The following is a 21,985-nucleotide window of genomic DNA, read 5'->3' as shown; positions in this document are numbered from 1 at the left end:
TGCGGTCCTTATCGATCTGGATGGCTGTTTTGCATGACCATACCTCCGTTATTGACCAGCGTGCTGCCTGTTAATCAGCAAATTTTCCGTCTGTTGCGGCAGGATATCGTGACCGCCAGAATTCCCCCTGGCATGTTGCTGTCCGAAAAGGAAATTTCCAGCCGTTTTGCGGTATCGCGCCAGCCTGTGCGCGAAGCATTCATCAAGTTGGCCGAAGCGGGCTTGGTGCAGATTCTGCCGCAGCGCGGCACGCTGGTGGTGAAGATTTCTGTCAGCCAGGTCGCGGAGGGCAGCTTTATCCGGCAGGCGGTGGAGTGTGCGGTGGCACGCCGTTTGGCCGTGCAAATCAATCAGGGTCAACTGCTTACACTGGAGCACAATCTGCAGCAGCAACAACTGGCGGCACAAACTGGCCAGGCTGATGTGTTCTTACAGCTGGATGATGCGTTTCATCAGCTATTGGCACAGTTCGCTACCTGTGCACTGGCTTGGCAAACCATCGAGAGCATCAAGGCGACGATGGACCGTGTGCGCTTTCTCAGCCTGGATGCGGTATCGCCACCGGAATTACTGATTGAACAGCACGCACAGATTGTGAGTGCTTTGCAGGCAAGGGATGCCGATGCTAGTGAAGCGGCAATGGCTGCGCATTTGCAGGAGATTGGCCGCTCGGTGCTGGAGGTGGCACGACACAATCAGGATTGGTTCATCAACTGAAGCGGTTTGTCCGCTTCGCACAGATACAAAAAGCCCCGCCAGGCATTCTGGCGGGGCTTTTTGTCTGGCAGCGACAGCTGCCATCAAGCTTTAGTGCAATACCAACAGGGTAAACGGCGGCAGGTAAGCCATCGCTGTTACTACCAGGCCGACCAGGCAAGCCAGTGCCAGTGAATGGAAGAACACATAGCGCAGGATGACGCCTTCCTTGCCGTAATACTGGGTCGCTGTCGAAGCCACCACGATGGACTGGGCGTCGATCATCTTGCCCATCACGCCACCTGCGGAGTTGGCGGCGGTCATCAGTACCGGCGACAGGCCCAGCTGGGTGGCCGATGCCTTTTGCAGACCACCGAACAGCACGTTGGCGGCGGTGTCGGAGCCGGTCAGTGCCACGCCCAGCCAGCCCAGCAAGGTGCCGAAGAAGGGGTAGAGCACGCCAGTGTGCGAGAACGCCAGGCCCAGGGTGATGTCCACGCCGGAGTAGCGGGTCAGGTAACCCAGTGCCAGCATGGCCACGATGGTGATCAGCGAGTAGCGCAGCGACCAGAAAGTCTGACCGTATACCTTCACCAGCTCGCTCGGGCGATAGCCCATGATCAGGCCGGACAGGATGCCGGCCACCAGAATGCCAGTACCGGTGGTGGACAGCAGGTTCAGCTTGTAGACCGCAGCTTCCAGGTGCGGCTTGGCCACAACCGGCGGCATTTTCTGCACCAGGTTGTGCAGGCCGGGCCATTGGATATCCAGGGTGAAAATGGCATCCAGTGCCTTTTTCACGTTCGGCGAGCCCCAGGCAAACACCAGTACCGACAGGATCAGCCACGGCAACCAGGCGCGGATCACATCACCGGTGGAGTAGCTATGCTTCGGTTGCAGCGCAGTCTTGCCGGCCGCTTCGGCGGCAGCACCGGCCATGGTGCCAGCGGTAGAGGTGTACACCTCTTGCGGATGCCATACCTTCAGGAACAGCACCAGCGCGGCAATCGAACAAACCGAGGCAATCACGGCCACCAGCTCAGGCCCCATGGTGTTGGAGACGATCAGCTGCGGAATGGCGAAGGACAGGCCAGCCACCAGGGCGGCAGGCCAGATGCGCAGGGTGTTTTTCCAGCCGCAGAAGGCAATCAGCAACCAGAATGGCACGATGACGGCGAAGATGGTCATCTGGCGACCCACCATGGAGGAAATCAGCATCACGTCAATGCCGGTTACCTTGGCCAGGGTGGTGATCGGGGTACCCAGTGCGCCGTAAGCAACCGGCGCGGTGTTGGCGATTAGCGACAAGCCGGATGCAGCCAGTGGCGAGAAGCCCAGGCCAATCAGCATGGCACCGGTCACGGCCACCGGTGTACCAAAGCCGCCAGCACCTTCGAAGAAGGCACCAAAGCAGAAGGCAATCAGCAGCAGTTGCAGGCGACGGTCTTGCGTGACGCCGGTAATGCTTTCACGCAGGATGGCGAACTGACCTTTGCGTTCGGTCAGCTGGTACAGGAAGATCACGTTCAGAATGATCCAGCCAATCGGCAGCAAGCCATTGGCGGCTCCCATCAGGGTGGCACTGGCCGCCATGCCAGCCGGCATGCCAAAAATGCCGATGGCGACAACGAGTGAAGTGATCAAACCAATCACGGCTGCAATGTGAGCCTTGATGTGAAAAATGCCGAGCGCGCCCAGCAGCACGATGACCGGCAGCGCTGCGCACAGCGTAGACAGCCACGGGTTACCCAGTGGGTCATAAACGTGGGACCACATGATGGTTCTCTCCAATGATTGTTGGCGTTGATCGGGCGCAGCCATCGCGGCTGTGCCTCATTCGAGCGTTCCGCCTGTTTTTGTACTGGTGGCGGATGGCGCAACTGTAGTGATCAAGCATCAAATCGTCATTTAGGGCTTGCCCTTGCGGGTTTACCCTGTATCTGACGCTGGAGTAAGGTGGTGAGTGAGGGTCAGGCAGCTGTCAGCGCAGCGCTGCTTTCACCATCCTGGGCGGCTAGCTGCGGGTAGTCACCGGCTTGATCGCGCAGGCGGAAGAAGGCAACCCGCTGTTGCAAGGCTTCGGCATGCTGCAGCATTTCGCGCGAAAGTGTAGCCATGTTCAGCGATTCTTCAGCGTTTTGAACCGATGAATAGCTTAACTGGTTCAGTGACTGTGAAATCTGACTGATGCCCAGGTTCTGTTCCTGGCTGCTGCTGTTGATGTGTTCCACCAGGCGACGGGTCTGACTGATGATGTCTTCCAGCGTACCCATGGCGCTACCGGCATGTTCGGCTCTGCTCATGGTTTGTTGCGACAATTGCTGGATTTCCTGCGCCACGTCCTTGCTGCGCTGGGCCAGTTTGCGTACTTCCTGCGCCACCACGGCAAAACCCTTGCCGTGTTCTCCGGCACGGGCGGCTTCGATAGTGGCATTCAGGGCCAGCAAATCCGTCTGGTAAACAATGTCGTCGATCTGCTCAATGCACTGGATGATGTGGTGCAGCGCCTGCACCGTGTTTTCTACCAGCAAGCGGCCTTCACGGCTGGCGTCTACCGCTGCAATGGCTTGTTGTTCGGTTTGCTGGGCGCTATGCATGGTGGCATCCAGCGTGGAAGAAAACTGCTGCAAGGTGGAGGCAATTTCCTCCAGATGGGCAGCCTGGTTACTGGTTTGGTCGCCAACATGGCTGGCTGCATGTTCTACCTGTCCGGACAAGGTACGCATGTCTGTCGCCGTTTGGCGTATGCCGTGCATGACTGTGCTCAAGCGGCTGATCATGCTGTCCAGTACGCCACTCATGCTGTGGGGGCTGACTTGCTGCAGACTGCCTTGCCACTGGCCTTCTGCCAGTTGACCGATATGCTGGCGGGTTTGGGCCGGTTCCGCACCCAACAGCGCGATCAGCCGGCGATAGCTCCAGCGCAATAACACGGCCACCACCAATACGGTGCCGAGTAAGGCCAGTGACAATAGCAGCCAGTTTTGCCGATTGCTGCTGGCGGCCTCATCTTCCAGCTGCTGCTGGTACTGCTGGGCCTGAATCACGGCCTTGTCTATGGCCTGGCGGTGTTGCGCATACACCTGCTGCATATGGGCAAAAACAATGTTGACCTGACGGTCCTGCTTCTTTTGCAGGGCTGGAAGCAACTGGTGGTTCAGCAAAATGAAAAACTCACGACCATATTCCTGTGCCTGGCCTGTCAGTGCCTCTCGTAATCCAATGGGTAAATCCTGTTGCTGCCAGTATTGATAATGCTGATTGAACGCCTGTTCACTGCGTTGTAACTGCCCGATCAGATGCACTTGTTGCTCAATGGATGCCAGCCTGAGCTGATGGACGAGAAGATTGGCTTCTATGATGTAAGCCGGTGGTGGCAGGATGTCGGCCACCAGATCCTTGGCCTGGATGATGCGATGGTACTGCGGCCCGCCGATGGTGATTTGCCGGATCAGTACTGCCGCTCCCAGTGCCACCGTGGCCAGCAAGCTGGCCAGCACCAGCGTAAGCCAGACAAAACGCTGCCGTACCGAGAAAAAACGGTAATGGTTCTGCATTGCTGTGATTCCCCAAAACCCGCACATGTCCGACCAAGCCTGCCAGTTGGCGGGCATTGTCTGCTGTGCTGCTGTTGTCAGGCATGTTGGGCATGCCATGTTGTCAGTGGGGCTGCGCAGCCCATACCACGTGCGCGAACCCACCTATCAGGAATAGCACATTCTTGCGAGGGTGAAGGTATTACATACTGACCGAAAGAATGGTACTTAACGGTAGTAAGGATGGGGATGTCTGGGCCTGCCGTGTCACAGCTGTTTTGCTGCAGGCAAGGCACCCGTCAGTCGGTTTAATCGTGCCCAGAATGCGCTGCTGTCAGCGTTTGCACTTGCAGGCCGTTTTCATCCAATCGCAGATAGCCACCCTGATTGCCGTGCCAGTCGGTCAGCACCCAACGCTGACTGGTCTTGTTGTCTTGCTGATAGCTGTGGCAGGCCGGGCGGTGGGTGTGGCCGTGAATCAGGATGGGCCAGTCATATTGGTCGAGTAATGTCAGTACCGCCTGTTCGGTGACATCAGTAATGGCGCTCAGGCCTTGCTGCTGCTTGGCAGCTTCACTTTGCATGCGTGCTTGTGCGGCAATGGCGTGGCGTTCGCTCAGCGGACGCGCCAGCATGGCGGCTTGCCAGGCCCGGTTGCGGCTCATGGCCCTGAATTGCTGATAGGCAGTGTCAGCGGTGCACAGTGCATCTCCATGGCTCAAAAGATAGCGCTGGCCATAGGCTTCCAGCAGGTAGGGGTCCTCCAGCAAAACGCCTCCGCTGCGCTGGCAAAAGCCCTCACCCAGCAGGAAGTCGCGGTTGCCACGCATCACATAGAGTGGAGTATGGCAGGAGAACTGCTGCATGGCGGACAGCATGTCTTGCAAGAATGCAGAATCATCGTCATCACCAACCCAGTATTCGAACAAATCGCCCAGAATGAACAGGCTGTCGATCTGCCCCTGCCATGCTTGCAAGGTACTCACAAACAACTGGCATAGTGCAGGGCTGTCTTCGTTCAGGTGCAGGTCGGAAATGAAGTGGTGGCTCATGATGGTTCGGCAAGGGCAACAAATGTCTGGAATGATAAAACAAAGCCAGCCCACCTGAAGGGAGCTGGCTTGCTGAGAGGGCCAGCAGTGGCCCGTGCCGGGATCAGATGATCTCGGCCTTTTCGACAACTACGGCTTCAACCGGCACGTCCTGGTGACCGCCGCTGCGACCGGTGCGCACGGTCTTGATGCGATCAACCACTTCCTTGCCTTCCACCACCTGGCCAAAGACGGCATAGCCCCAGCCTTGGGTGGTTTCGGACTTGAAGTCCAGGAAGTCATTGTCAGACACGTTGATGAAGAACTGGGCCGATGCGGAGTGCGGGTCCATGGTGCGGGCCATGGCAACGGTGTAGGTCTTGTTGGAAACACCGTTGTTGGCTTCGTTCTTGATCGGATCGCGGGTGTCTTTTTGCTTCATGTCGGCATCAAAACCACCGCCTTGAATCATGAAACCGTTGATCACGCGGTGAAAGATGGTGCCGTCGTAGTGGCCGCTCTTTACGTATTCTTCAAAATTGGCGGCAGTGACCGGGGCTTTGTCGTGGAACAGTTCCAGAACGATATCGCCGAAGTTGGTGCTCAGTTTGATCATGTGTATTCCTTTATTGTCTGAAGCGTACGCTTGATGCGGTGTGCTGAAGGCCAGCCTGTGGCTGGCCGGTGAGGGCGGGTCAGGGTTTGACCACAACCTTCTGGATCACGATGGGCTCGAAGGGCACGTCATCCATGCCTTTCATGCTACCGGTGTGGGTTTTGGCAATGCGGTTGACCACGTCCATGCCCTTGCTGACCTTGCCGAATACAGCATAGCCGATGCCTTGCGGGCTGGGGTTTTTGTAGTCTAGGAATTCGTTATTGGCCACATTGATGAAAAACTGTGCCGTTGCCGAATTGGGATCGGCGGTGCGGGCCATGGCAATGGTGCCGATGCTGTTTTTCAGGCCGTTGGCGGCTTCATTCGGAATAGGCGCATTGGTTTTCTTCTGTTCCAGCTTGCCATCAAAACCACCGCCCTGAATCATGAAACCATCGATGATGCGGTGAAATACCGTACCGTTGTAAAAACCGGCTTTGGCATAGCTGACAAAGTTGGCTACGGTCTTGGGCGCTTTGGCCGAATCCAGGGTGATTTCAATCACGCCTTTGTTGGTGGTCATTTCCACCACCGGTGCAGCGTGTGCCAACAGGGGCAGGGCACACAGGGCAAGGCTTGCGAGCAGTTTTTTCATGAGCGTAACGAGAGCTGTCGGCAGGAATAAAGCCGGATTCTAGCACAGCAGCCGCATCACGGATGCGGCTGCTGTCATTCCCCCTTACCCATGGTTCAGACGTCAAAACGCAGCGACTTGTCCTCATCGGCATTGTGCATGTGTTTGGGGGCCCCCACGATCAGCGGGTCGGCGGCATGGGCCACACGCGGGTCCTTGTTGGGGTAGTCCAGGCTGGCCAGGAAATGGCGGATGCAGTTCAGTCGCGCCCGTTTCTTGTCGTCTGATTTCACCACCACCCATGGTGCATCGCCGGTATTGGTGTGGAAGAACATGGCCTGTTTGGCTGCGGTGTAGTCGTCCCATTTGTCCAGCGACTGAATGTCGATGGGTGAGAGCTTCCAGTGCTTGAGCGGGTCGTCGCGACGCGAGATGAAGCGGCGCAGCTGTTCTTCGCGGCTGACCGAGAACCAGAACTTGAACAGATGAATGCCGCTGTTCACCAGCATGCGTTCCAGCTGCGGAGTCTGGCGCATGAATTCCAGATATTCGTCCGGGGTGCAGAAGCCCATCACCCTCTCCACGCCCGCGCGGTTATACCAGGAACGGTCGAAGAACACGATTTCACCGGAAGAGGGCAGATGTTCGATATAACGCTGGAAATACCATTGACCACGCTCACGTTCGGACGGCTTTTCCAGTGCCACTACCCGGGCACCACGCGGATTGAGGTGCTCCATGTAGCGCTTGATGGTGCCGCCTTTGCCGGCAGCGTCACGGCCTTCAAACAGGATGACGATTTTCTGCCCGGTTTCCTTCACCCAGTTCTGTACTTTCAACAGCTCGATCTGCAACTCCATCTTGATCTTTTCGTACTCGGCCCGGCGCATGCGGGTGCGGTAGGGAAAGCTGGCGGGGAGTTCGGCAGTGCTGCTGTCTTCGCTGCTGCCGTGCGGGGCTTCTGCCACTTGCAGTGCAACCGGCTGCTGGCTGATGGATTCGATGGCTTTCACCGACTCTTGATGCACGCGCTTGACGTTGCTCTGGCGACTGCTGGTGCTGCGTGCAGGTTTGCGGCTGACGGCAGGAGTACTGGTGGTGCTGGTGTTTTCCTCTGCAGCTGTGCTGTCGACAGGCGTGTTGATGGCGGGATCGTTATTTTTGTCTTGCGTCATGGTTTTCCCTCATGCTGAAGTGGTCTTGAAACCATGCTACGCCTGTTGAATTAGGGTGTCGATATGCCTCTGCCATGGCCGGTATCACGCAGGTGTTGTGCCTGGCTGACTTGCGCCGGGCCTGCCTCACGCCGATGATGACAGTACAAACATGCAAGCGCGGCACCGTTTGCTGCAGCTTGCCATTACCGAAAGTCGCACCATGCTCAGTCTGGGATTCCGCCCTCGTATTGTTGACACCCTGAAAAGCTATAACCGCCAGCTGCTGCGTGATGACATCATGGCTGGCATAACTGTCGGGATTGTTGCCTTGCCCTTGGCCATGGCCTTTGCCATGGCCAGCGGCGTGACACCGCAGGCAGGTATTTTTACTGCTGTGATTGCCGGTTTTCTGGCGGCAGGACTGGGGGGAAGCCGTTTGTCGGTGACCGGGCCAACCGGTGCCTTCATCGTCATTATTTACGGAATCGTGGCCAAGTATGGCGTGGCCAATCTGCTGATCTGTACCTTCATGTCCGGGGTGATGCTGGTGTTGATGGGCATCTTCCGGCTGGGGCAGGTGATCCGCTTTTTTCCCTTGCCACTGATTACCGGCTTTACCAACGGTATCGCCGTGCTGATTTTCCTCACCCAGCTGAAAGATTTTTTCGGCTTGCCGGTGGAAAAGATGCCGGCCGGTTTCTTTGCGGTGATGCAGGTCTTGCGTGAGCAACTGGGCAATTTTCACTCGCCTACCTTGCTGCTGTCAGCGGCCAGCTTGCTATTGATCCTGCTATGGCCCAAGCGGCTGAACCGCGTATTGCCGGCACCTTTTGTCGCGCTGATGCTGGCGACGCTGGCCACCGCCTTGTTCGGTTTGCCGGTAGCCACGCTGGGCAGCAAATTCGGTGGCATTCCGCAGGGCCTGCCCAGCTTTGGCGGACTGGACCTGGACCCGACCCATCTGTCCGATCTGCTGGCTCCGGCATTCACCATTGCCTTGCTGGGCGCCATCGAGTCGCTGTTGTGCGCGGTGGTGGCCGACAGCATGACGGCAGACAAACACGACTCCAATCAGGAGCTGATCGGTCAGGGCATCGCCAATATGGTGGCGCCGTTCTTTGGCGGCATTCCGGCTACCGGCGCGGTGGCACGTACTGCCACCAATATCAGCAACGGCGGCAGAAGCCCGGTGGCTGCCATGGTGCATGCCGTGTTGCTGCTGTTGATTTTGCTGGTGGCCGCCCCGTTGGCGGCCAGCATTCCGCTGGCGGTACTGGCCGCCATTCTGATTTCGGTGGCCTTGAAGATGGGCGACTGGGATATCCGCAAGGCTTTCCAGTTTCCCAAGCGTGACACTGCCGTGCTCATTGTCACCTTTGTGCTGACTGTGGTGTTTGATTTGACGGTAGCGGTGCAAATCGGCCTGTTGATGGCGGCGGTGTTCTTTATCCGCAGCATGGCCAGCCATACCTCGGTCAACCGCTTGTTGCCGGAATATGCGCAGTTGTTCGAGCGGCATACCATTGCCGGCAAGCATGTGCCGGATGGCTGTGCTGCTTTCCGGGTAGAGGGTGCGCTGTTTTTCGGGGCGGCGGACAGCGTGGAAATCATTCACCAGCAAGCCGGGCAGGCTCGCGTCATCATTTTGCAGCTGCACCGGTTGGTGATGTTGGATACCACCGGTTTGCTGGCGCTGGACAGTCTGAACGACAAGCTGCGCGTGCAGGGCAAGACGCTGATTCTGTGTGGTGCGACCGATGAGGTACTGGACATGCTCAAGGGGTCGCGGCTGGTGGATGATCTGGGCACGGACAATCTGCAGCCGGATCTGGCCGCTGCCTTGCAGCGGGCCGAACAGTTGCTCACCAGTGGCGTGGTGTGGGGCTAGAGCTGGCCTTCCTCGCGCAATACCTGCTGCAAGGCTGCAAAACAGCGTGGATCGATGGCCACGTGCAGGTTCTGTTGCATGATGTCCAGTGTTTTGGCCACCGGTGTGGCCGGGTGGTAGGGCCGCTCGGCATTGATGGCGTCAAAAATGTCAGCGGTGGTGATGATTCGGGTTTCCAGGGTGATGGCGTCGCCAGCCAGGCCGCGCGGATAACCCTTGCCATCCAGTCGTTCATGGTGGGCGGCGGAAACATCGGCCAGCTCGGCAAACACCTGCATGCGGCCCAGGATGGCATGGGTGTAGCTGGCGTGTTTTTGCACAGCGGCCCATTCCTCGGCATCCAGCTTGCCGGGTTTGTCCAGAATGCGGTTGCTCACCCCCAGCTTGCCCACGTCGTGTAACAGGGCGCCGCGTTTGAGCCAGCGGCGGCGGCCATCATCCAGGCCCAGGGTGGCGGCAATACGATCGGCATAATGACCCACCCGCTGGCTGTGGCCGGCGGTGAAGGGGCTTTTCGAGTCGACCACCTGGCCGAAGCCTTCGGCAATCTCATCCAGATAATCTTCATCCACTTCCACCTGATGCTGGGCCGGTTCCAGCGCCAGCACGGCCTGATCGACGGTGGTGGATTCCAGCACCTGCCAGAAGGTTTCGTCACTGGCCACGCTGGCAAAGCAGGCCACCAGCTGTGGGTCGAACCAGTTGCCGGCACGTTGTTGCACCTCGGCCAGCGCACCGGCACGACCACTGGTGATGTGAAACACATCCACCACCTGCGCCAGCAGGGCAATGCGGGCATTGAGCGGAATGGCCTCACCCTGCAAGCCCAGCGGCCGACCGGAGCCGTCCCAGTGTTCGTCCAGCGACTGGATGCCACGTGCCACGTTTTCATTGAAGCGCAGCTGGCGGGCGATATCTGCGCCACGGTAGCAACGAGTCTGGATCAGTTCGTCGGCAATTTCCTTGCCGTTGCGCACGATGCTGAGGATGGACGCCAGACGTTCCGCCCAGCCGGCGTGGCGTCCGACATGGTTTAGCACAAAGCCCAGTTTGTCTGGCAAGCTGCTGCCTACCAGCTTGAAGTCTTTTTTTAACTGGCGATCGTCCGCCAGATACAGTTCGCTGATCCGGGCGGCATTGCTGCTGCAGCCCAGGTCTTTCAACAAGATGGCGTAATAGAGTTCCCACAGAGACTGGCTGTCCAGACCGATGGCGCGACCGATGTGCATGCCTATCCAGCAGCTGCGCACGCAATGGCCCTCGGGTTGGCCCTCGGTGATATCCAGTGCATAGCTGAGCGAGCCCAGCAATTCCGCCAGCTTGAGTGAAGCGCCCATCGTCGGTGTCCTGTTTATAAAGCCTGTTTGTACTGTAACTGGCACTAGCGGATTTGCCCAAGAAAAACGGCATCGTCATGGACGATGCCGTTGGCCGGTGCGATCGCTTTAGCGTTTGTGCTTGCTGCGGTTATTGCCAGCAGCTTGCGTGGCCGGTTTGCTGCCAGGCTTGGCACCCGGTCGACCGGTGGCTTGCGGACGTCCGCCAAAGGATTTGCCTTGTACAGCCGTGGCCTTGCCCTGGCCCGGGCGCGGCTGACCGGGCTTGCCATTGCCCTGGCGTGCCGCCGGAGCACCCAGGCGGTGACGCACCGCAGCGGATTTGTCACCCGGCGGGGTAGGCGGAATCAGGCAATGCTTGCTGTGGCCGATCAGGTCGCTGCGGCCCATGTTGATGAGCGCATCGTGAATGATTTGCCAGTTGTCCGGGTGGTGGTAGCGCAGGAAGGCCTTGTGCAGCTTGCGGCGATAACCATCGCGCACCACGTCCACTTTTTCCGAGCTGCGCGACAGGCGCTTGAGCGGATTGCGCCGGGTATGCCACATGGTGGTGGCCATGGCCATGGGCGTCGGGGTAAAGGTTTGCACCTGATCCAGACGGAAGTTGTTCTTCTTCAGCCACAAGGCCAGATTCATCATGTCCTCATCGCTGGTGCCGGGGTGGGCAGCGATGAAGTAGGGGATCAGGTATTGTTCCTTGCCCGCCTGGCGGCTGAAGCGTTCGAACAGCTCCTTGAACTTGTCGTAAGCGCCCATGCCCGGCTTCATCATCTTGGACAGCGGGCCGTCTTCGGTGTGTTCCGGGGCGATTTTCAGGTAGCCGCCCACATGGTGCTGCACCAGTTCCTTGATGTATTCGGGCGAACGCACTGCCAGGTCGTAACGCAGACCGGACTGTATGTTGATCTTCTTCACGCCCGGCAGGGCACGCGCCTTGCGGTACAGCTGGATCAGGTGGCTGTGGTCGGTATTCAGGTTCTCGCAGATGTCCGGGAACACACAGGACAGCTTGCGACAGGAACGCTCGATGTTCGGGTCCTTGCACGACAGGCGGTACATATTGGCTGTCGGGCCGCCGAGGTCCGAAATATGACCGGTAAAGCCCGGCGTCTTGTCGCGGATTTCTTCTATCTCGTGCAGGATGGATTCTTCCGAACGGCTCTGGATGATGCGCCCCTCGTGCTCGGTGATGGAGCAGAAGGTACAGCCGCCAAAACAGCCGCGCATGATGTTGACCGAGTACTTGATCATCTCCCACGCCGGAATGTGTGCATTGCCATAGGACGGGTGCGGATTACGAGCGTAGGGCAGGCCATAAACAAAGTCCATTTCCTCGGTGGTCAGCGGAATGGGCGGCGGGTTCAGCCACACATCGCGGCTGCCGTGCAGCTGTACCAGCGCACGGGCATTGCCGGGGTTGGATTCCAGATGCAGGGTGCGGCTGGCATGGGCGTACAGCACCGGGTCGTGCGCCACGGCTTCGTAGGCCGGAATGCGGATGACGGTCTTGGCGCGTTCGGCGCGGCGTTTGGCCAGACGTTCTTCGCGCGATTCAATGCGGATCACCTGTGGCGCAGTCGGGTCGCTGTCCTTGGTGGCTTCTGCGGCCTGCTCAGGGATTTCCTGGTACGGGTTCAGGTGCGGGTCTACCTTGCCGGGAGTGTCCACCACGCTGGAGTCCATTTCCTGCCATTCTTCGTCCGGGCGCCAGCCTTGCTGCACCACAAAGGCGGTGCCACGCACATCGCGGATTTCAGAGAGCTTCTCGCCCTTGGCGGCACGGTGAGCGATTTCCACCAGCGCACGTTCGGCATTGCCATACAGCAGGATATCGGCCTTGGAGGTGATCAGCACCGACTGGCGTACCTTGTCGCTCCAGTAATCGAAGTGGGCAATGCGACGCAGGCTGGCCTCAATGGAACCGATCATCACGCCCACGCCGGGGTAAGCCTCGCGGCAGCGCTGGGCATACACGGTAACGGCACGGTCCGGGCGCTTGTTCGGTTCGGCATTGGGAGTGTAGGCATCATCCGAGCGCGGACGACGATCCGCCGTATAACGGTTGATCATCGAGTCCATATTGCCGGCGGTGACGCCAAAGAAAAGATTGGGCTTGCCCAGCGCACGGAAGGGCTCGGCCGACTGCCAGTCCGGCTGCGCGATGATGCCCACGCGAAAGCCCTGGGCTTCCAGCAAACGGCCCACCAGCGCCATGCCAAAGCTGGGGTGGTCGATATAACAGTCGCCGGAAATCAGGATGATGTCACAGGAATCCCAGCCCAGCTGGTCCATTTCGGCGCGGCTCATCGGCAGGAAAGGGGCAGTGCCGAAGCGGCTGGCCCAGTACTTGCGGTAAGAGGTAATCGGTTTGGCGGCGGCTGGCTGTGTCGTCATGCTGAATGAAAGCGGCTGGTGGCGCAGGTGGATAAGCAACCGGGCATTATGCCGTACTTCTGGATTTTTATCAGCATAAATTGTTGTTTTTAATGGCGAATTGCCATGATGTGAGTAGGGGCTGAGGGCAATATTTTCCGTTGAAATCAGTTGTTTGGCGGTTTTATCCCCCAGAGAAGGCTGCTGGAGTGTGACCTGGGCCGCAGTTTGGCGTACGCTTGCAGATTGTCTTGGTTTGTCATGCTGGTGTGTTGTATTGCTTCACATCAGCCACATACAGCACAGGAAATATTGCGCATGAGCAGTCAGATCATCCATCTGGACGGAAAGTCGTTTACATCCCAAGTGTCTGCACTGGAAAGCGGCAAAGTATTGTTTCTGCCGCAGCTGGATTTTGCCATCCAGCCCGCCGAACTGACCTTGCTGAACCCGGCCATTGCCGACCCCAAGCGCAAGAACATCAGCCTGGAGCCGCAAGCCGGTGGCAAGTTGCATGGCGTGGCCGACCCGGCCAACGAAGCTGCGGTGCGCGCCTTGATTGCCCGCTATCGCGACAGCGCCTTTGCCCTGGTCGACCAGTTGCTGCCGGAATACCGTGGCAAGCTGCGCGCTGCACCCACCAGCCTGCGCCTGATGCGGGTGGAAAATCGCCAGACTTCCTGGCGCAAGGACGACAGCCGCCTGCATGTGGATGCTTTCCCGTCCCGCCCCACCTACGGCGAGCGCATCCTGCGCGTGTTCTACAATGCCAACCCCAATGGCGAGCCACGCGTGTGGCGGGTGGGCGAGCCGTTTGCTGACATGGCGCGGCGCATGCTGCCACGCATTCCGCGCCAGTGGCCCGGCTCGGCCGCACTGATGGCCGCGCTGAAAATCACCAAGCGCAAGCGCAGCGCCTACGATCACCTCATGCTGCATCTGCATGATGCCATGAAGGCCGACATGGAATACCAGCGCACTTGCCCGCAGGAAACCATGCCGTTTCCGCCCGGTTGTGGCTGGGTGTGCTTCTCCGACCATGCTTCGCATGCGGTGATGTCCGGTCAGTTCATGCTGGAGCAAACCTTCTGGTTACCAGCACAGGACATGGCGGACCCGATGCGCTCGCCACTGGCCGAATTGCAGGCCATCACCGGGCGCAAGCTGCTGTAAACCAAGCGGGCGGATGGCCGGTCAACACGCCAGTCCGCCTGCATTTCCCTGGCGAAACCGGCCATGCCGGGACTGCCTCTCCCCAGCAAGGGCAAATCGGTTACAATCACCGATTGCTTTCAATCAGTCTGCAGCCAGAATCATGAGCACGGAAAACAACGCGCCAGTAGTCAGCAACTTCATTCGCAACATCATTGACGAGGACCTGGCTTCCGGTAAGCACAGTTCCATCGTCACCCGCTTCCCGCCAGAGCCCAATGGCTACCTGCACGTGGGCCACGCCAAATCCATCTGCCTGAACTTCGGTCTGGCCGAGGATTACCAGGGCAAATGCAATCTGCGCATGGATGACACCAACCCGGAAAAAGAGTCGGACGAATTCGTGCAGTCCATCAAGGACAGCGTGGAATGGCTGGGCTTCAAGTGGGATGGCAATGTCCGTTTCGCCTCGGATTACTTCGATGCGCTGTATGACTATGCCGTCGAACTGATCAAGTCGGGCAAGGCCTTTGTCTGCGACCTGAACGCCGAAGAAATGCGCGCCTATCGCGGCAGCCTGACCGAGCCGGGCAAGAACAGCCCCTTCCGTGACCGTAGCGTGGAAGAGAACCTCGACCTGTTCACCCGCATGCGTAACGGTGAATTCCCGGACGGCAGCAAGACCCTGCGCCTGAAGATCGACATGGCTTCCGGCAACGTCAACCTGCGCGATCCGGTGATCTACCGTATCCGTCGTGCCCATCACCACCGTACCGGCGACAAGTGGTGCATCTACCCGATGTACGACTATACCCACTGCATTTCCGATGCACTGGAAGGCATCACCCACAGCCTGTGCACGCTGGAGTTCGAAGACCATCGCCCGCTGTACGACTGGGTGCTGGACAACATCACCATTCCTTGCCACCCGCGCCAGTACGAATTCTCCCGTCTGGAACTGCTGTACGCGCTTACCTCCAAGCGCAAGCTGCAGGCGCTGGTAACCGACGGTCTGGTGGATGGCTGGAACGACCCGCGCATGCCCACCATCGAAGGCATGCGTCGTCGCGGTTTCAGCCCGGCCGGCATTCGCCTCTTCGCCCAGCGCATTGGCGTGTCCAAGGGTGAAAACATCATCGACATGAGCGTGCTGGAAGGCGCCGTGCGCGAGATGCTGGAAAACGAATCGCCGCGTGTGATGGCCGTGCTGGACCCGATCAAGGTGACCCTCACCAACTTCGATGCCGCCGTCACCGCCAGCCGCAGCGCGCCTTTCCATCCGCATCACCCGGAATTCGGCGAGCGCGAAGTGCCGATCGCCCGTGAAATCTGGATCGAGCGTGACGACTTTGCCGAAGTGCCGCCGCCCAAGTGGCAGCGCCTGACCGCCGGTGGCGAAGTGCGCCTGCGCTACAGCTATGTCATCAAGTGCGATGAAGTGATCAAGGATGCCGACGGCAAGGTGGTGGAACTGAAGTGCTCCATCGACCACGACACGCTGGGCAAGAACCCGGAAGGCCGCAAGGTCAAGGGCGTGATTCACTGGGTATCGGCCGAGCACGCGATTGAAGCCGACGTTCGCCTGTACGACCGCCTGTTCACCGAGCCGCGTCCGGATGCGGTGCGCGGCGACGATGGCGAATATGTCGACTTCCGCCAGTTCCTCAACCCGGAATCGCTGAAAACCGTCACTGCCTTTGTGGAAGACGCCGTGTTGAAGGCAGCCCCGGAATCGCGCTTCCAGTTTGAGCGCCTGGGCTACTTTGTCACCGACCGTTACGACCATCAGCAAGGTGTGCGTGCGGTGTTCAACCGGACTGTGGGTTTGCGCGATAACTGGAGCAAGTAAGGTTGTGGCGCAGCTAACAAAAAACTGCTGCTTGCCCCGGGGACGCTGCGCTATTTTGTTAGCCGCTTTAATTTCTTGAGTGAATACCCTGTCAAATAGGAAAGCGGGCCAGACGGCCCGCTTTTTTCATGTCTGCTGCGCGGGCTACACCGTTAAGCGGGTACTGGCAAGCTTCGCCAGCGCAGCATTTGATGCGCGTCGACTTTGGCGTGATGTAATTTGCCTGCTACAGGTCAGCCGCCTAGCATCAAATCCAATCAGAACTACCCTTGGTCTTGCTCGCGGAGAAATGCCATGAACCAGCCACGCCTGCTGTATCTGCAATCCGGCGGCCCCACCGCCGTACTCAATGCCTCGGCGCAAGGGGTGATCGAAACCGCGCGCAAGCTGGGCATCTCCGTGTATGCCGCCCGCGATGGACTGGCTGGCCTGCTGGAGGACCGGCTGGTGAATACCGATGGCGTGTCCGATCACGACATCGCCCGGCTGGGTTTTTTGCCCGGTGGGCATTTTGGCGTCAGCCGCCGCATGATAGGCCGTTTCGATGAATGTCCCGAAGACTGGCTGCGCATGAAGACGGTGCTGGCGCGCCACGGTATTCATTATCTGCTGATCAATGGCGGCAACGGCTCGCTGGGCTGTGCCGCCCGGCTGGCGGATTTCCAGCGTCATACCGGCCATGCCCTGCATGTGATTGGTGTGCCCAAAACCATAGACAACGATCTGGTCGGCACTGACAACAGCCCCGGCTATGGCTCGGCGGCCAAGTTTCTGGCCAGCACCATGCTGGAAGTGGGCATGGACATGATCAGCATGGGCCGCGGCCGGGTATTCATCATGGAGGCCATGGGCCGCCATACCGGCTGGCTGGCGGCGGCACCGGCTGCGGCGCGCATTCACGGTGGGCAGGCACCGCATATCGTGTTGCTGCCGGAAGTGCCGTTTGATCAGGACAAGTTTCTGGCGGCAGTGGATGCCAGCCTGGCGGCGCATGGCCAGTGTGCCATCTCGGTGGCAGAAGGCCTGGTGGATGCCGCCGGGCGCTTTGTCACCGAGGCCAATGCCTCGTCCGTGTATGGGCACGAGCAACTGGGCGGGGTGGGGAGCTGGCTGGCGGCGCTGCTCAAGCGCGAGCGTGGCCTGTCCGCCCATGTGGCGCAAGTGGATTATCTGCAACGCGCAGCCGGCCATCTGGTGTCGGCCACCGATGCCGCCCAGGCTTACCAGATGGGGCAGAAGGGCGTGGAATGGCTGCAGGCCGGCCGCAGCGGCGTGATGGCGGGCATCCGCCGCCTGTCCGATCACCCTTACCGCTGGGAAGTGGCGGAGTTTCCGCTCTCTGAGGTGGGGGATCTGGAAAAGGCTTTCCCGTCGCACTTCATCTCTGCCGATGGCTATGGCGTGACCCAGGCTTTTCTGGATTACCTGCTGCCGCTGATGGAAGGGGAGCGCATGCCGCCCTTCCGTCAGGGCGTGCCGGACTACCGCCGTATTGAATGGCCGCCGGTGTGACCCCATTTACTGGCGGCAGATGTCACCAGATGTCACTCGGGACCGGGCACTGGCCCGGTTTTTCATTTTCCGCGCAGCAGGATGGGCAGTGTGCAGGCGCTTCGCGGGGGCTTGACGACTCTGCTACAATTTCCCCTTTTACCCAAGCACAGGTTATCTAGATCATGCTGAACGTGTACAACACCCTGACTCGCCAGAAAGAAGAGTTCCATCCCATCGAACCGGGCAAGGTGCGTATGTATGTGTGTGGCATGACGGTGTACGACCTCTGTCATATCGGCCATGCTCGTATGCTGGCCGCCTTTGACGTGATCTACCGCTGGCTCAAGGCCTCCGGCTACGATGTCAACTACGTGCGCAACATCACCGACATCGAAGACAAGATCATCAAGCGTGCGCTGGAGCGCGGCATTACCCCGGACCAACTGGTGGCGGAAACCATCGCCGACATGCATCAGGATGCCGCCGCGCTGAACCTGCTGCCACCGACCCACGAACCGCGCGCCACCCACCATGTGGGCGGCATGATTACGCTGATCGAACAGCTGATTGCCAATGGCAAGGCCTATCCGGCCCCCAATGGCGACGTGTATTACGCCGTGCGCGAATTCGAAGGCTACGGCAAGCTGTCTGGCCGTACGCTGGACAAGCTGCGTGCCGGTGAGCGCGTGGAAATCGACCCCAACAAGCGCGACCCGCTGGACTTCGTGCTGTGGAAAGCCGCCAAACCCGGCGAGCCGTCCTGGGACAGCCCGTGGGGTGCAGGCCGTCCGGGCTGGCATATTGAATGCTCGGTGATGAGCTGCCACCATCTGGGCGAGCACTTCGACATCCACGGCGGTGGTGAAGACCTGCAATTCCCGCACCATGAAAACGAAATCGCCCAGTCCGAAGGCGCGCATGGCCATCAGTATGTGAATTACTGGCTGCACAACGGCTTCATCAATGTTGATGGCGAAAAGATGTCCAAATCGCTGGGCAATTTCTTCACCATCCGCGACGTGCTGCAGCATTTCGACGGCGAAGTGGTGCGCTTCTTCATTGTGCGCAGCCACTACCGCAGCCCGGTCAACTACACCGACAGCATCCTCAACGATGCCAAGCAGGGCCTGACTCGTCTCTACACCGCCTTGCGCGGTCTGGCGCTGCCGGAATGCACGGGCATTGACTGGAGCAACCCCTACGCTGCGCGCTTCAAGGCAGCGATGGATGACGACTTCAGCTCCTCCGAAGCCGTTGCCGTGCTGTTCGAGCTGGCTGGTGAAGTCAACAAGAGCCGCGATGTGCAACTGGCTCGCCTGATGAGGGACCTGGGCGGCGTGCTGGGCCTGCTGCAACGTGAGCCGGAGGAATTCCTCAAGGCCGGTGCCGGTGAGGGCGAGTTGACTGCCGAGCAGATCGAAGCCCTGATCCAGGCGCGTCGTGATGCGCGTGCCAACAAGAACTGGGCCGAGTCCGACCGTATCCGTGACGAGCTGATCGCCAAGGGTGTGGTGCTGGAAGACAATGCGCAGGGTACCAGCTGGCGTCGTGCCTGAGCCTGCATTGCTGGCCGGGTAAGTCCAGGGCGGCAGTCTGATAAGGGCTGTCGCCGTTTTCGTTTCGGGCGACTTGTCAAGTGCTGATAAAGCGCGGATAATGCACTCCTTCACCAAGTAGTACAGGCAAAACCCCTGTACCCGTAACCAAGGAAGCTCATCATGCGCGCTGATATCCACCCGAATTACAAAGAAGTTGCGGTTACCTGCTCCTGCGGTAACACCTTCACCACCCAGTCCACCATGGGCAAGGACGCCTTCCACATTGAAGTGTGCTCCAGCTGCCACCCGTTCTACACTGGCAAGCAGAAGATTGTTGATACCGCCGGCCGTATCGACAAGTTCAACCAGAAGTTCGGTGGCTTCTTCAAGCGCTAAGCTTGTAAGCTTTGGAAAAAAGGCAGCCCAGGCTGCCTTTTTTCATTTCCGCTGCGTGTGCTTGCACATTAAAATAATGCTTTACTCCAACTGGCGCGCGCCTCGATGCTGACGTACTCCCCGCAAAACGCCACCGTTCCCGTTCCCACCGAAAAGCCCTGGGTCTTGTTGCTGCTGTGTTTTGTCTGGCTGTGGCCGGGCATCATCGGTCACGACCCGTGGAAGCCTGACGAACCCTATGTGATGGCTGTAGTGGATGGCATGCTGCGCAGCGGCAACTGGCTGCTGCCCACCATCCAGGGCGTACCCTATCTGGAATCCCCGCCGCTGTATTACTGGGTGGCCACGGTACTTGCCAAGCTGTTTTCCCCCTGGCTCTTACCCGCGCATGATGCCGCGCGGCTGGCAACGCCGTTGTTCATGACCCTGGGCCTCACCCTGGCGGGCATGACCGGGCGTGACCTGATAGGCCGCCGTCACGGACGCAGCGTGGTGATGATTTTGATTGGCTGTCTGGGGCTGATTGTCACCGGCCACCAGATGACGCCGATGGTGGCCAGCTTTACCGGTTTTGCCGCCGCCTTTTATGCCCTGTCGCTCACGCTGCGCTCTCCCGGACTGGCCGGTGCCATTCTGGGTGCCGGCAGCGCCGCCCTGTTCCTGAGTGCCAGCCTGCTGGAAGTGATGCTAGTGTGGGCGGTCGTGCTGTTTTTGCCCGCCTTTGCCGCCTGGCGCAACAAGCGCTATGTCATCACCGTGCTGATGGCCTTGCTGGTGGCTGTGCCGGTGGCACTGATCTGGCCGCTGGAGCTGTCCCGCAGCTATCCGGCGCTGTTCCGCCTGTGGTGGGAGCACCATGCGCTGGGCCCGCTGGATGGCTTTGGCAAGGTAGGGCTGTTTCACGGTTTTGGCTACTACACCTTCAATACCATCTGGTTTGCCTGGCCGGCCTGGCCGCTTGCCGCCTGGACGCTGTACCGCAACCGCAAGTACGAACAGCCCATGTTGCAGCTGCCGCTGATGTTCTTTGCCGTGGTGCTGATCATGCTGACGCTGTCGGTGCACAAGAGCATGGATTACGCCATGCCGCTGCTGTTGCCGCTGTCCCTGCTGGCAGCGGTGGAGCTGGATAATCTGCGGCGTGGCGCGGCGGCTTTTCTCAACTGGTTCGGCTTGATGGCGTTTGGCGTGTTCGGCTTGCTGATCTGGGCCGGCTGGGCGGCGATGAACTATGGCTGGCCGGAGCGGCTGGCGGGGCGGGCGCAGTACTTCAGCCCTTACTATGTGCCGCATGTTTCGCTACTGGCCGCCATCTTTGCCATTCTGGCCACCATCACCTGGATATGGGCGGTAACCCGCAGCCATGTGCGTGGTCGGCAAGCCATTACCAACTGGGCGGCCGGGCTTACCTTGTGCTGGGGATTGGCGTTGAGCCTGTGGCTGCCATGGCTGGATGCGGCAAAGAGCTATCGCCCGGTGGTGGAAAGCATGCTCCGCAACGTGGCACCGGCGGTTCTCAATGGCAGCAGCTGCATTGCCACCGAGCGCGAGAACATGATGGCGCGCATCAGCTGGCATTATTATGGCGGGATTGATCTGGTAGCTTATCCTGCTGGCGAAAGCAGCCCCTGCGACTACCGCCTGTTGATGCGCTCACGTAGCGAGGGCCTGGCCGAGCCTGGCTGGACCTTGCTGTGGCAAGGGTCACGGCCGCGCGAGAAGTACGAGTTGTTTGGCCTGTTCAAGCGTTCGCCGCACTAGCTGCATAGCAGAACACATCATCAGGACCCATCATGATGACTACAGGCCGCACCGCATGCGGCCTGTCTGCTTTTAATCCTTCCCGTACTGATTCAGGGCGGCCATCACTGCCGGCAGGCTTTCCGCCAGTACAAACAGTTCACGCTCTTCAAAGCGGACATGGGCCGTCATGGCATCGGCAAAGGCCTGCAAGATGGCGGCCGTCGCTAGCTCAGGATGTTGCAGCAGAGCGTGCAGGTGGGCGTGGTCGGCCAGGGTGCGGTCAACGGCAGCTTGCTGGCCAGCCTGTATCAGTGCGGGCAGCAGGTGGTGTTCTTCCTGGGCGAAATGGGCTTGCAGGCTGTCCTGATAATGTTGGGCCAGTTTTACGGCGACTTGTTGCCATACCAAAGGGTCATCTTGCCGGGCAGCCTTGCCCGCCTGCATGGCTAGCGACAGGGCATGGTGATGGTCGTGAGAGAGTGGGGTAAGGGCTGCGCTGCGTTTCATGGTGGTGGCTGTTAAGGGTCAGGCAGACAGCCTGCGCCAGTGGCAGAAGATATGCC

The 21,985-nt window shown here is 59.4% G+C and carries 17 protein-coding genes; 8 read left to right on the top strand and 9 right to left on the bottom strand.

The genetic code is table 11. The annotated features are described in order from the left end of the window. Window positions 1-33 precede the first annotated feature (33 nt). Entirely contained in the window at window positions 34-717 is a 684-nt protein-coding gene (locus HWX34_RS01700) for a GntR family transcriptional regulator (protein WP_178970702.1), read from the top strand. A gap of 90 nt (window positions 718-807) precedes the next feature. Here the strand turns inward: HWX34_RS01700 and HWX34_RS01695 are convergent, their stop codons facing one another. The 6 genes from HWX34_RS01695 to ppk2 form a co-directional block, all read right to left on the bottom strand. Beyond that, the gene (locus HWX34_RS01695; protein ID WP_218645013.1) at window positions 808-2,472 is read right to left on the bottom strand and encodes an L-lactate permease; all 1,665 of its coding nucleotides are present in this window, start codon (window positions 2,470-2,472) and stop codon (window positions 808-810) included. A gap of 194 nt (window positions 2,473-2,666) precedes the next feature. Further along, window positions 2,667-4,253, bottom strand: coding sequence for a methyl-accepting chemotaxis protein (locus HWX34_RS01690; protein ID WP_178970701.1), 1,587 nt, complete (start codon window positions 4,251-4,253; stop codon window positions 2,667-2,669). A 287-nt stretch (window positions 4,254-4,540) separates the two neighbouring features. Next, on the bottom strand, window positions 4,541-5,284 hold the full coding sequence (locus HWX34_RS01685) for a UDP-2,3-diacylglucosamine diphosphatase (protein WP_178970700.1): 744 nt from the start codon (window positions 5,282-5,284) through the stop codon (window positions 4,541-4,543). A 103-nt stretch (window positions 5,285-5,387) separates the two neighbouring features. Next, window positions 5,388-5,879: a peptidylprolyl isomerase gene (locus HWX34_RS01680; RefSeq protein WP_045847100.1), complete on the bottom strand. Its 492-nt coding sequence runs from the start codon at window positions 5,877-5,879 to the stop codon at window positions 5,388-5,390. 79 nt (window positions 5,880-5,958) lie between these two features. Beyond that, on the bottom strand, window positions 5,959-6,516 hold the full coding sequence (locus tag HWX34_RS01675) for a peptidylprolyl isomerase (protein WP_178970699.1): 558 nt from the start codon (window positions 6,514-6,516) through the stop codon (window positions 5,959-5,961). Window positions 6,517-6,611: 95 nt separating this feature from the next. After that, window positions 6,612-7,469: a polyphosphate kinase 2 gene (ppk2, locus tag HWX34_RS01670; RefSeq protein WP_218645017.1), complete on the bottom strand. Its 858-nt coding sequence runs from the start codon at window positions 7,467-7,469 to the stop codon at window positions 6,612-6,614. 352 nt (window positions 7,470-7,821) lie between these two features. Between ppk2 and HWX34_RS01665 the strand changes: the two genes are divergently transcribed. Then, a complete protein-coding gene (locus tag HWX34_RS01665) occupies window positions 7,822-9,540 on the top strand; it encodes a SulP family inorganic anion transporter (protein WP_255496535.1) in 1,719 nt (572 codons plus the stop codon). On the opposite strand, the gene HWX34_RS01660 is transcribed toward HWX34_RS01665, so the two are convergent. Next, window positions 9,537-10,877 (bottom strand): HD-GYP domain-containing protein, encoded by a 1,341-nt coding sequence (locus HWX34_RS01660; RefSeq protein ID WP_178970698.1) that lies wholly within the window; start codon window positions 10,875-10,877, stop codon window positions 9,537-9,539. The genes HWX34_RS01665 and HWX34_RS01660 overlap by 4 nt on opposite strands. Window positions 10,878-10,985: 108 nt before the next feature. Next, complete coding sequence (locus HWX34_RS01655) at window positions 10,986-13,271, bottom strand: YgiQ family radical SAM protein (protein WP_178970697.1); 2,286 nt, start codon at window positions 13,269-13,271, stop codon at window positions 10,986-10,988. Window positions 13,272-13,568: 297 nt separating this feature from the next. On the opposite strand from HWX34_RS01655, the gene HWX34_RS01650 reads away from it, so the two are divergent. From HWX34_RS01650 to HWX34_RS01625, 6 genes are all read left to right on the top strand, one after another. Beyond that, on the top strand, window positions 13,569-14,423 hold the full coding sequence (locus HWX34_RS01650; RefSeq protein WP_178970696.1) for a Kdo hydroxylase family protein: 855 nt from the start codon (window positions 13,569-13,571) through the stop codon (window positions 14,421-14,423). Between the two features lie 142 nt (window positions 14,424-14,565). Then, complete coding sequence (locus HWX34_RS01645; protein ID WP_178970695.1) at window positions 14,566-16,251, top strand: glutamine--tRNA ligase/YqeY domain fusion protein; 1,686 nt, start codon at window positions 14,566-14,568, stop codon at window positions 16,249-16,251. Between the two features lie 294 nt (window positions 16,252-16,545). Next, on the top strand, window positions 16,546-17,763 hold the full coding sequence (locus HWX34_RS01640) for a 6-phosphofructokinase (RefSeq protein ID WP_178970694.1): 1,218 nt from the start codon (window positions 16,546-16,548) through the stop codon (window positions 17,761-17,763). Window positions 17,764-17,927: 164 nt separating this feature from the next. Further along, window positions 17,928-19,301, top strand: a complete 1,374-nt coding sequence (gene cysS, locus HWX34_RS01635) for a cysteine--tRNA ligase (RefSeq protein ID WP_178970693.1) — start codon at window positions 17,928-17,930, stop codon at window positions 19,299-19,301. A gap of 162 nt (window positions 19,302-19,463) precedes the next feature. Then, complete coding sequence (gene rpmE, locus HWX34_RS01630; protein ID WP_045847109.1) at window positions 19,464-19,679, top strand: 50S ribosomal protein L31; 216 nt, start codon at window positions 19,464-19,466, stop codon at window positions 19,677-19,679. A gap of 105 nt (window positions 19,680-19,784) precedes the next feature. After that, window positions 19,785-21,440: a glycosyltransferase family 39 protein gene (locus HWX34_RS01625; protein WP_178970692.1), complete on the top strand. Its 1,656-nt coding sequence runs from the start codon at window positions 19,785-19,787 to the stop codon at window positions 21,438-21,440. A 72-nt stretch (window positions 21,441-21,512) separates the two neighbouring features. Here the strand turns inward: HWX34_RS01625 and HWX34_RS01620 are convergent, their stop codons facing one another. Then, window positions 21,513-21,929 (bottom strand): hemerythrin domain-containing protein, encoded by a 417-nt coding sequence (locus tag HWX34_RS01620; RefSeq protein ID WP_178970691.1) that lies wholly within the window; start codon window positions 21,927-21,929, stop codon window positions 21,513-21,515. Between the last annotated feature and the right edge of the window lie 56 nt (window positions 21,930-21,985).

The sequence above is a fragment of the Aquitalea sp. LB_tupeE genome, from assembly GCF_013391415.1.
In the GTDB taxonomy this organism is placed as follows: domain Bacteria; phylum Pseudomonadota; class Gammaproteobacteria; order Burkholderiales; family Chromobacteriaceae; genus Aquitalea.
The sequence above is the reverse complement of the archived record's forward strand: the minus strand, read 5'-3'. Positions and strand labels throughout refer to the sequence as shown.

Bases quoted from the DNA above. Each gene is read 5' to 3' on its own strand.
- HWX34_RS01650 (WP_178970696.1), top strand. From the start codon at position 13,569: ATGAGCAGTCAGATCATCCATCTGGACGGAAAGTCGTTTACATCCCAA.
- rpmE (WP_045847109.1), top strand. From the start codon at position 19,464: ATGCGCGCTGATATCCACCCGAATTACAAAGAAGTTGCGGTTACCTGC.
- HWX34_RS01660 (WP_178970698.1), bottom strand. From the start codon at position 10,877: ATGGGCGCTTCACTCAAGCTGGCGGAATTGCTGGGCTCGCTCAGCTAT.
- HWX34_RS01695 (WP_218645013.1), bottom strand. From the start codon at position 2,472: ATGTGGTCCCACGTTTATGACCCACTGGGTAACCCGTGGCTGTCTACG.
- HWX34_RS01620 (WP_178970691.1), bottom strand. From the start codon at position 21,929: ATGAAACGCAGCGCAGCCCTTACCCCACTCTCTCACGACCATCACCAT.
- HWX34_RS01655 (WP_178970697.1), bottom strand. From the start codon at position 13,271: ATGACGACACAGCCAGCCGCCGCCAAACCGATTACCTCTTACCGCAAG.
- cysS (WP_178970693.1), top strand. From the start codon at position 17,928: ATGCTGAACGTGTACAACACCCTGACTCGCCAGAAAGAAGAGTTCCAT.
- HWX34_RS01640 (WP_178970694.1), top strand. From the start codon at position 16,546: ATGAACCAGCCACGCCTGCTGTATCTGCAATCCGGCGGCCCCACCGCC.
- HWX34_RS01685 (WP_178970700.1), bottom strand. From the start codon at position 5,284: ATGAGCCACCACTTCATTTCCGACCTGCACCTGAACGAAGACAGCCCT.
- HWX34_RS01690 (WP_178970701.1), bottom strand. From the start codon at position 4,253: ATGCAGAACCATTACCGTTTTTTCTCGGTACGGCAGCGTTTTGTCTGG.
- HWX34_RS01680 (WP_045847100.1), bottom strand. From the start codon at position 5,879: ATGATCAAACTGAGCACCAACTTCGGCGATATCGTTCTGGAACTGTTC.
- HWX34_RS01665 (WP_255496535.1), top strand. From the start codon at position 7,822: ATGCAAGCGCGGCACCGTTTGCTGCAGCTTGCCATTACCGAAAGTCGC.
- HWX34_RS01700 (WP_178970702.1), top strand. From the start codon at position 34: ATGACCATACCTCCGTTATTGACCAGCGTGCTGCCTGTTAATCAGCAA.
- HWX34_RS01645 (WP_178970695.1), top strand. From the start codon at position 14,566: ATGAGCACGGAAAACAACGCGCCAGTAGTCAGCAACTTCATTCGCAAC.
- HWX34_RS01675 (WP_178970699.1), bottom strand. From the start codon at position 6,516: ATGAAAAAACTGCTCGCAAGCCTTGCCCTGTGTGCCCTGCCCCTGTTG.
- HWX34_RS01625 (WP_178970692.1), top strand. From the start codon at position 19,785: ATGCTGACGTACTCCCCGCAAAACGCCACCGTTCCCGTTCCCACCGAA.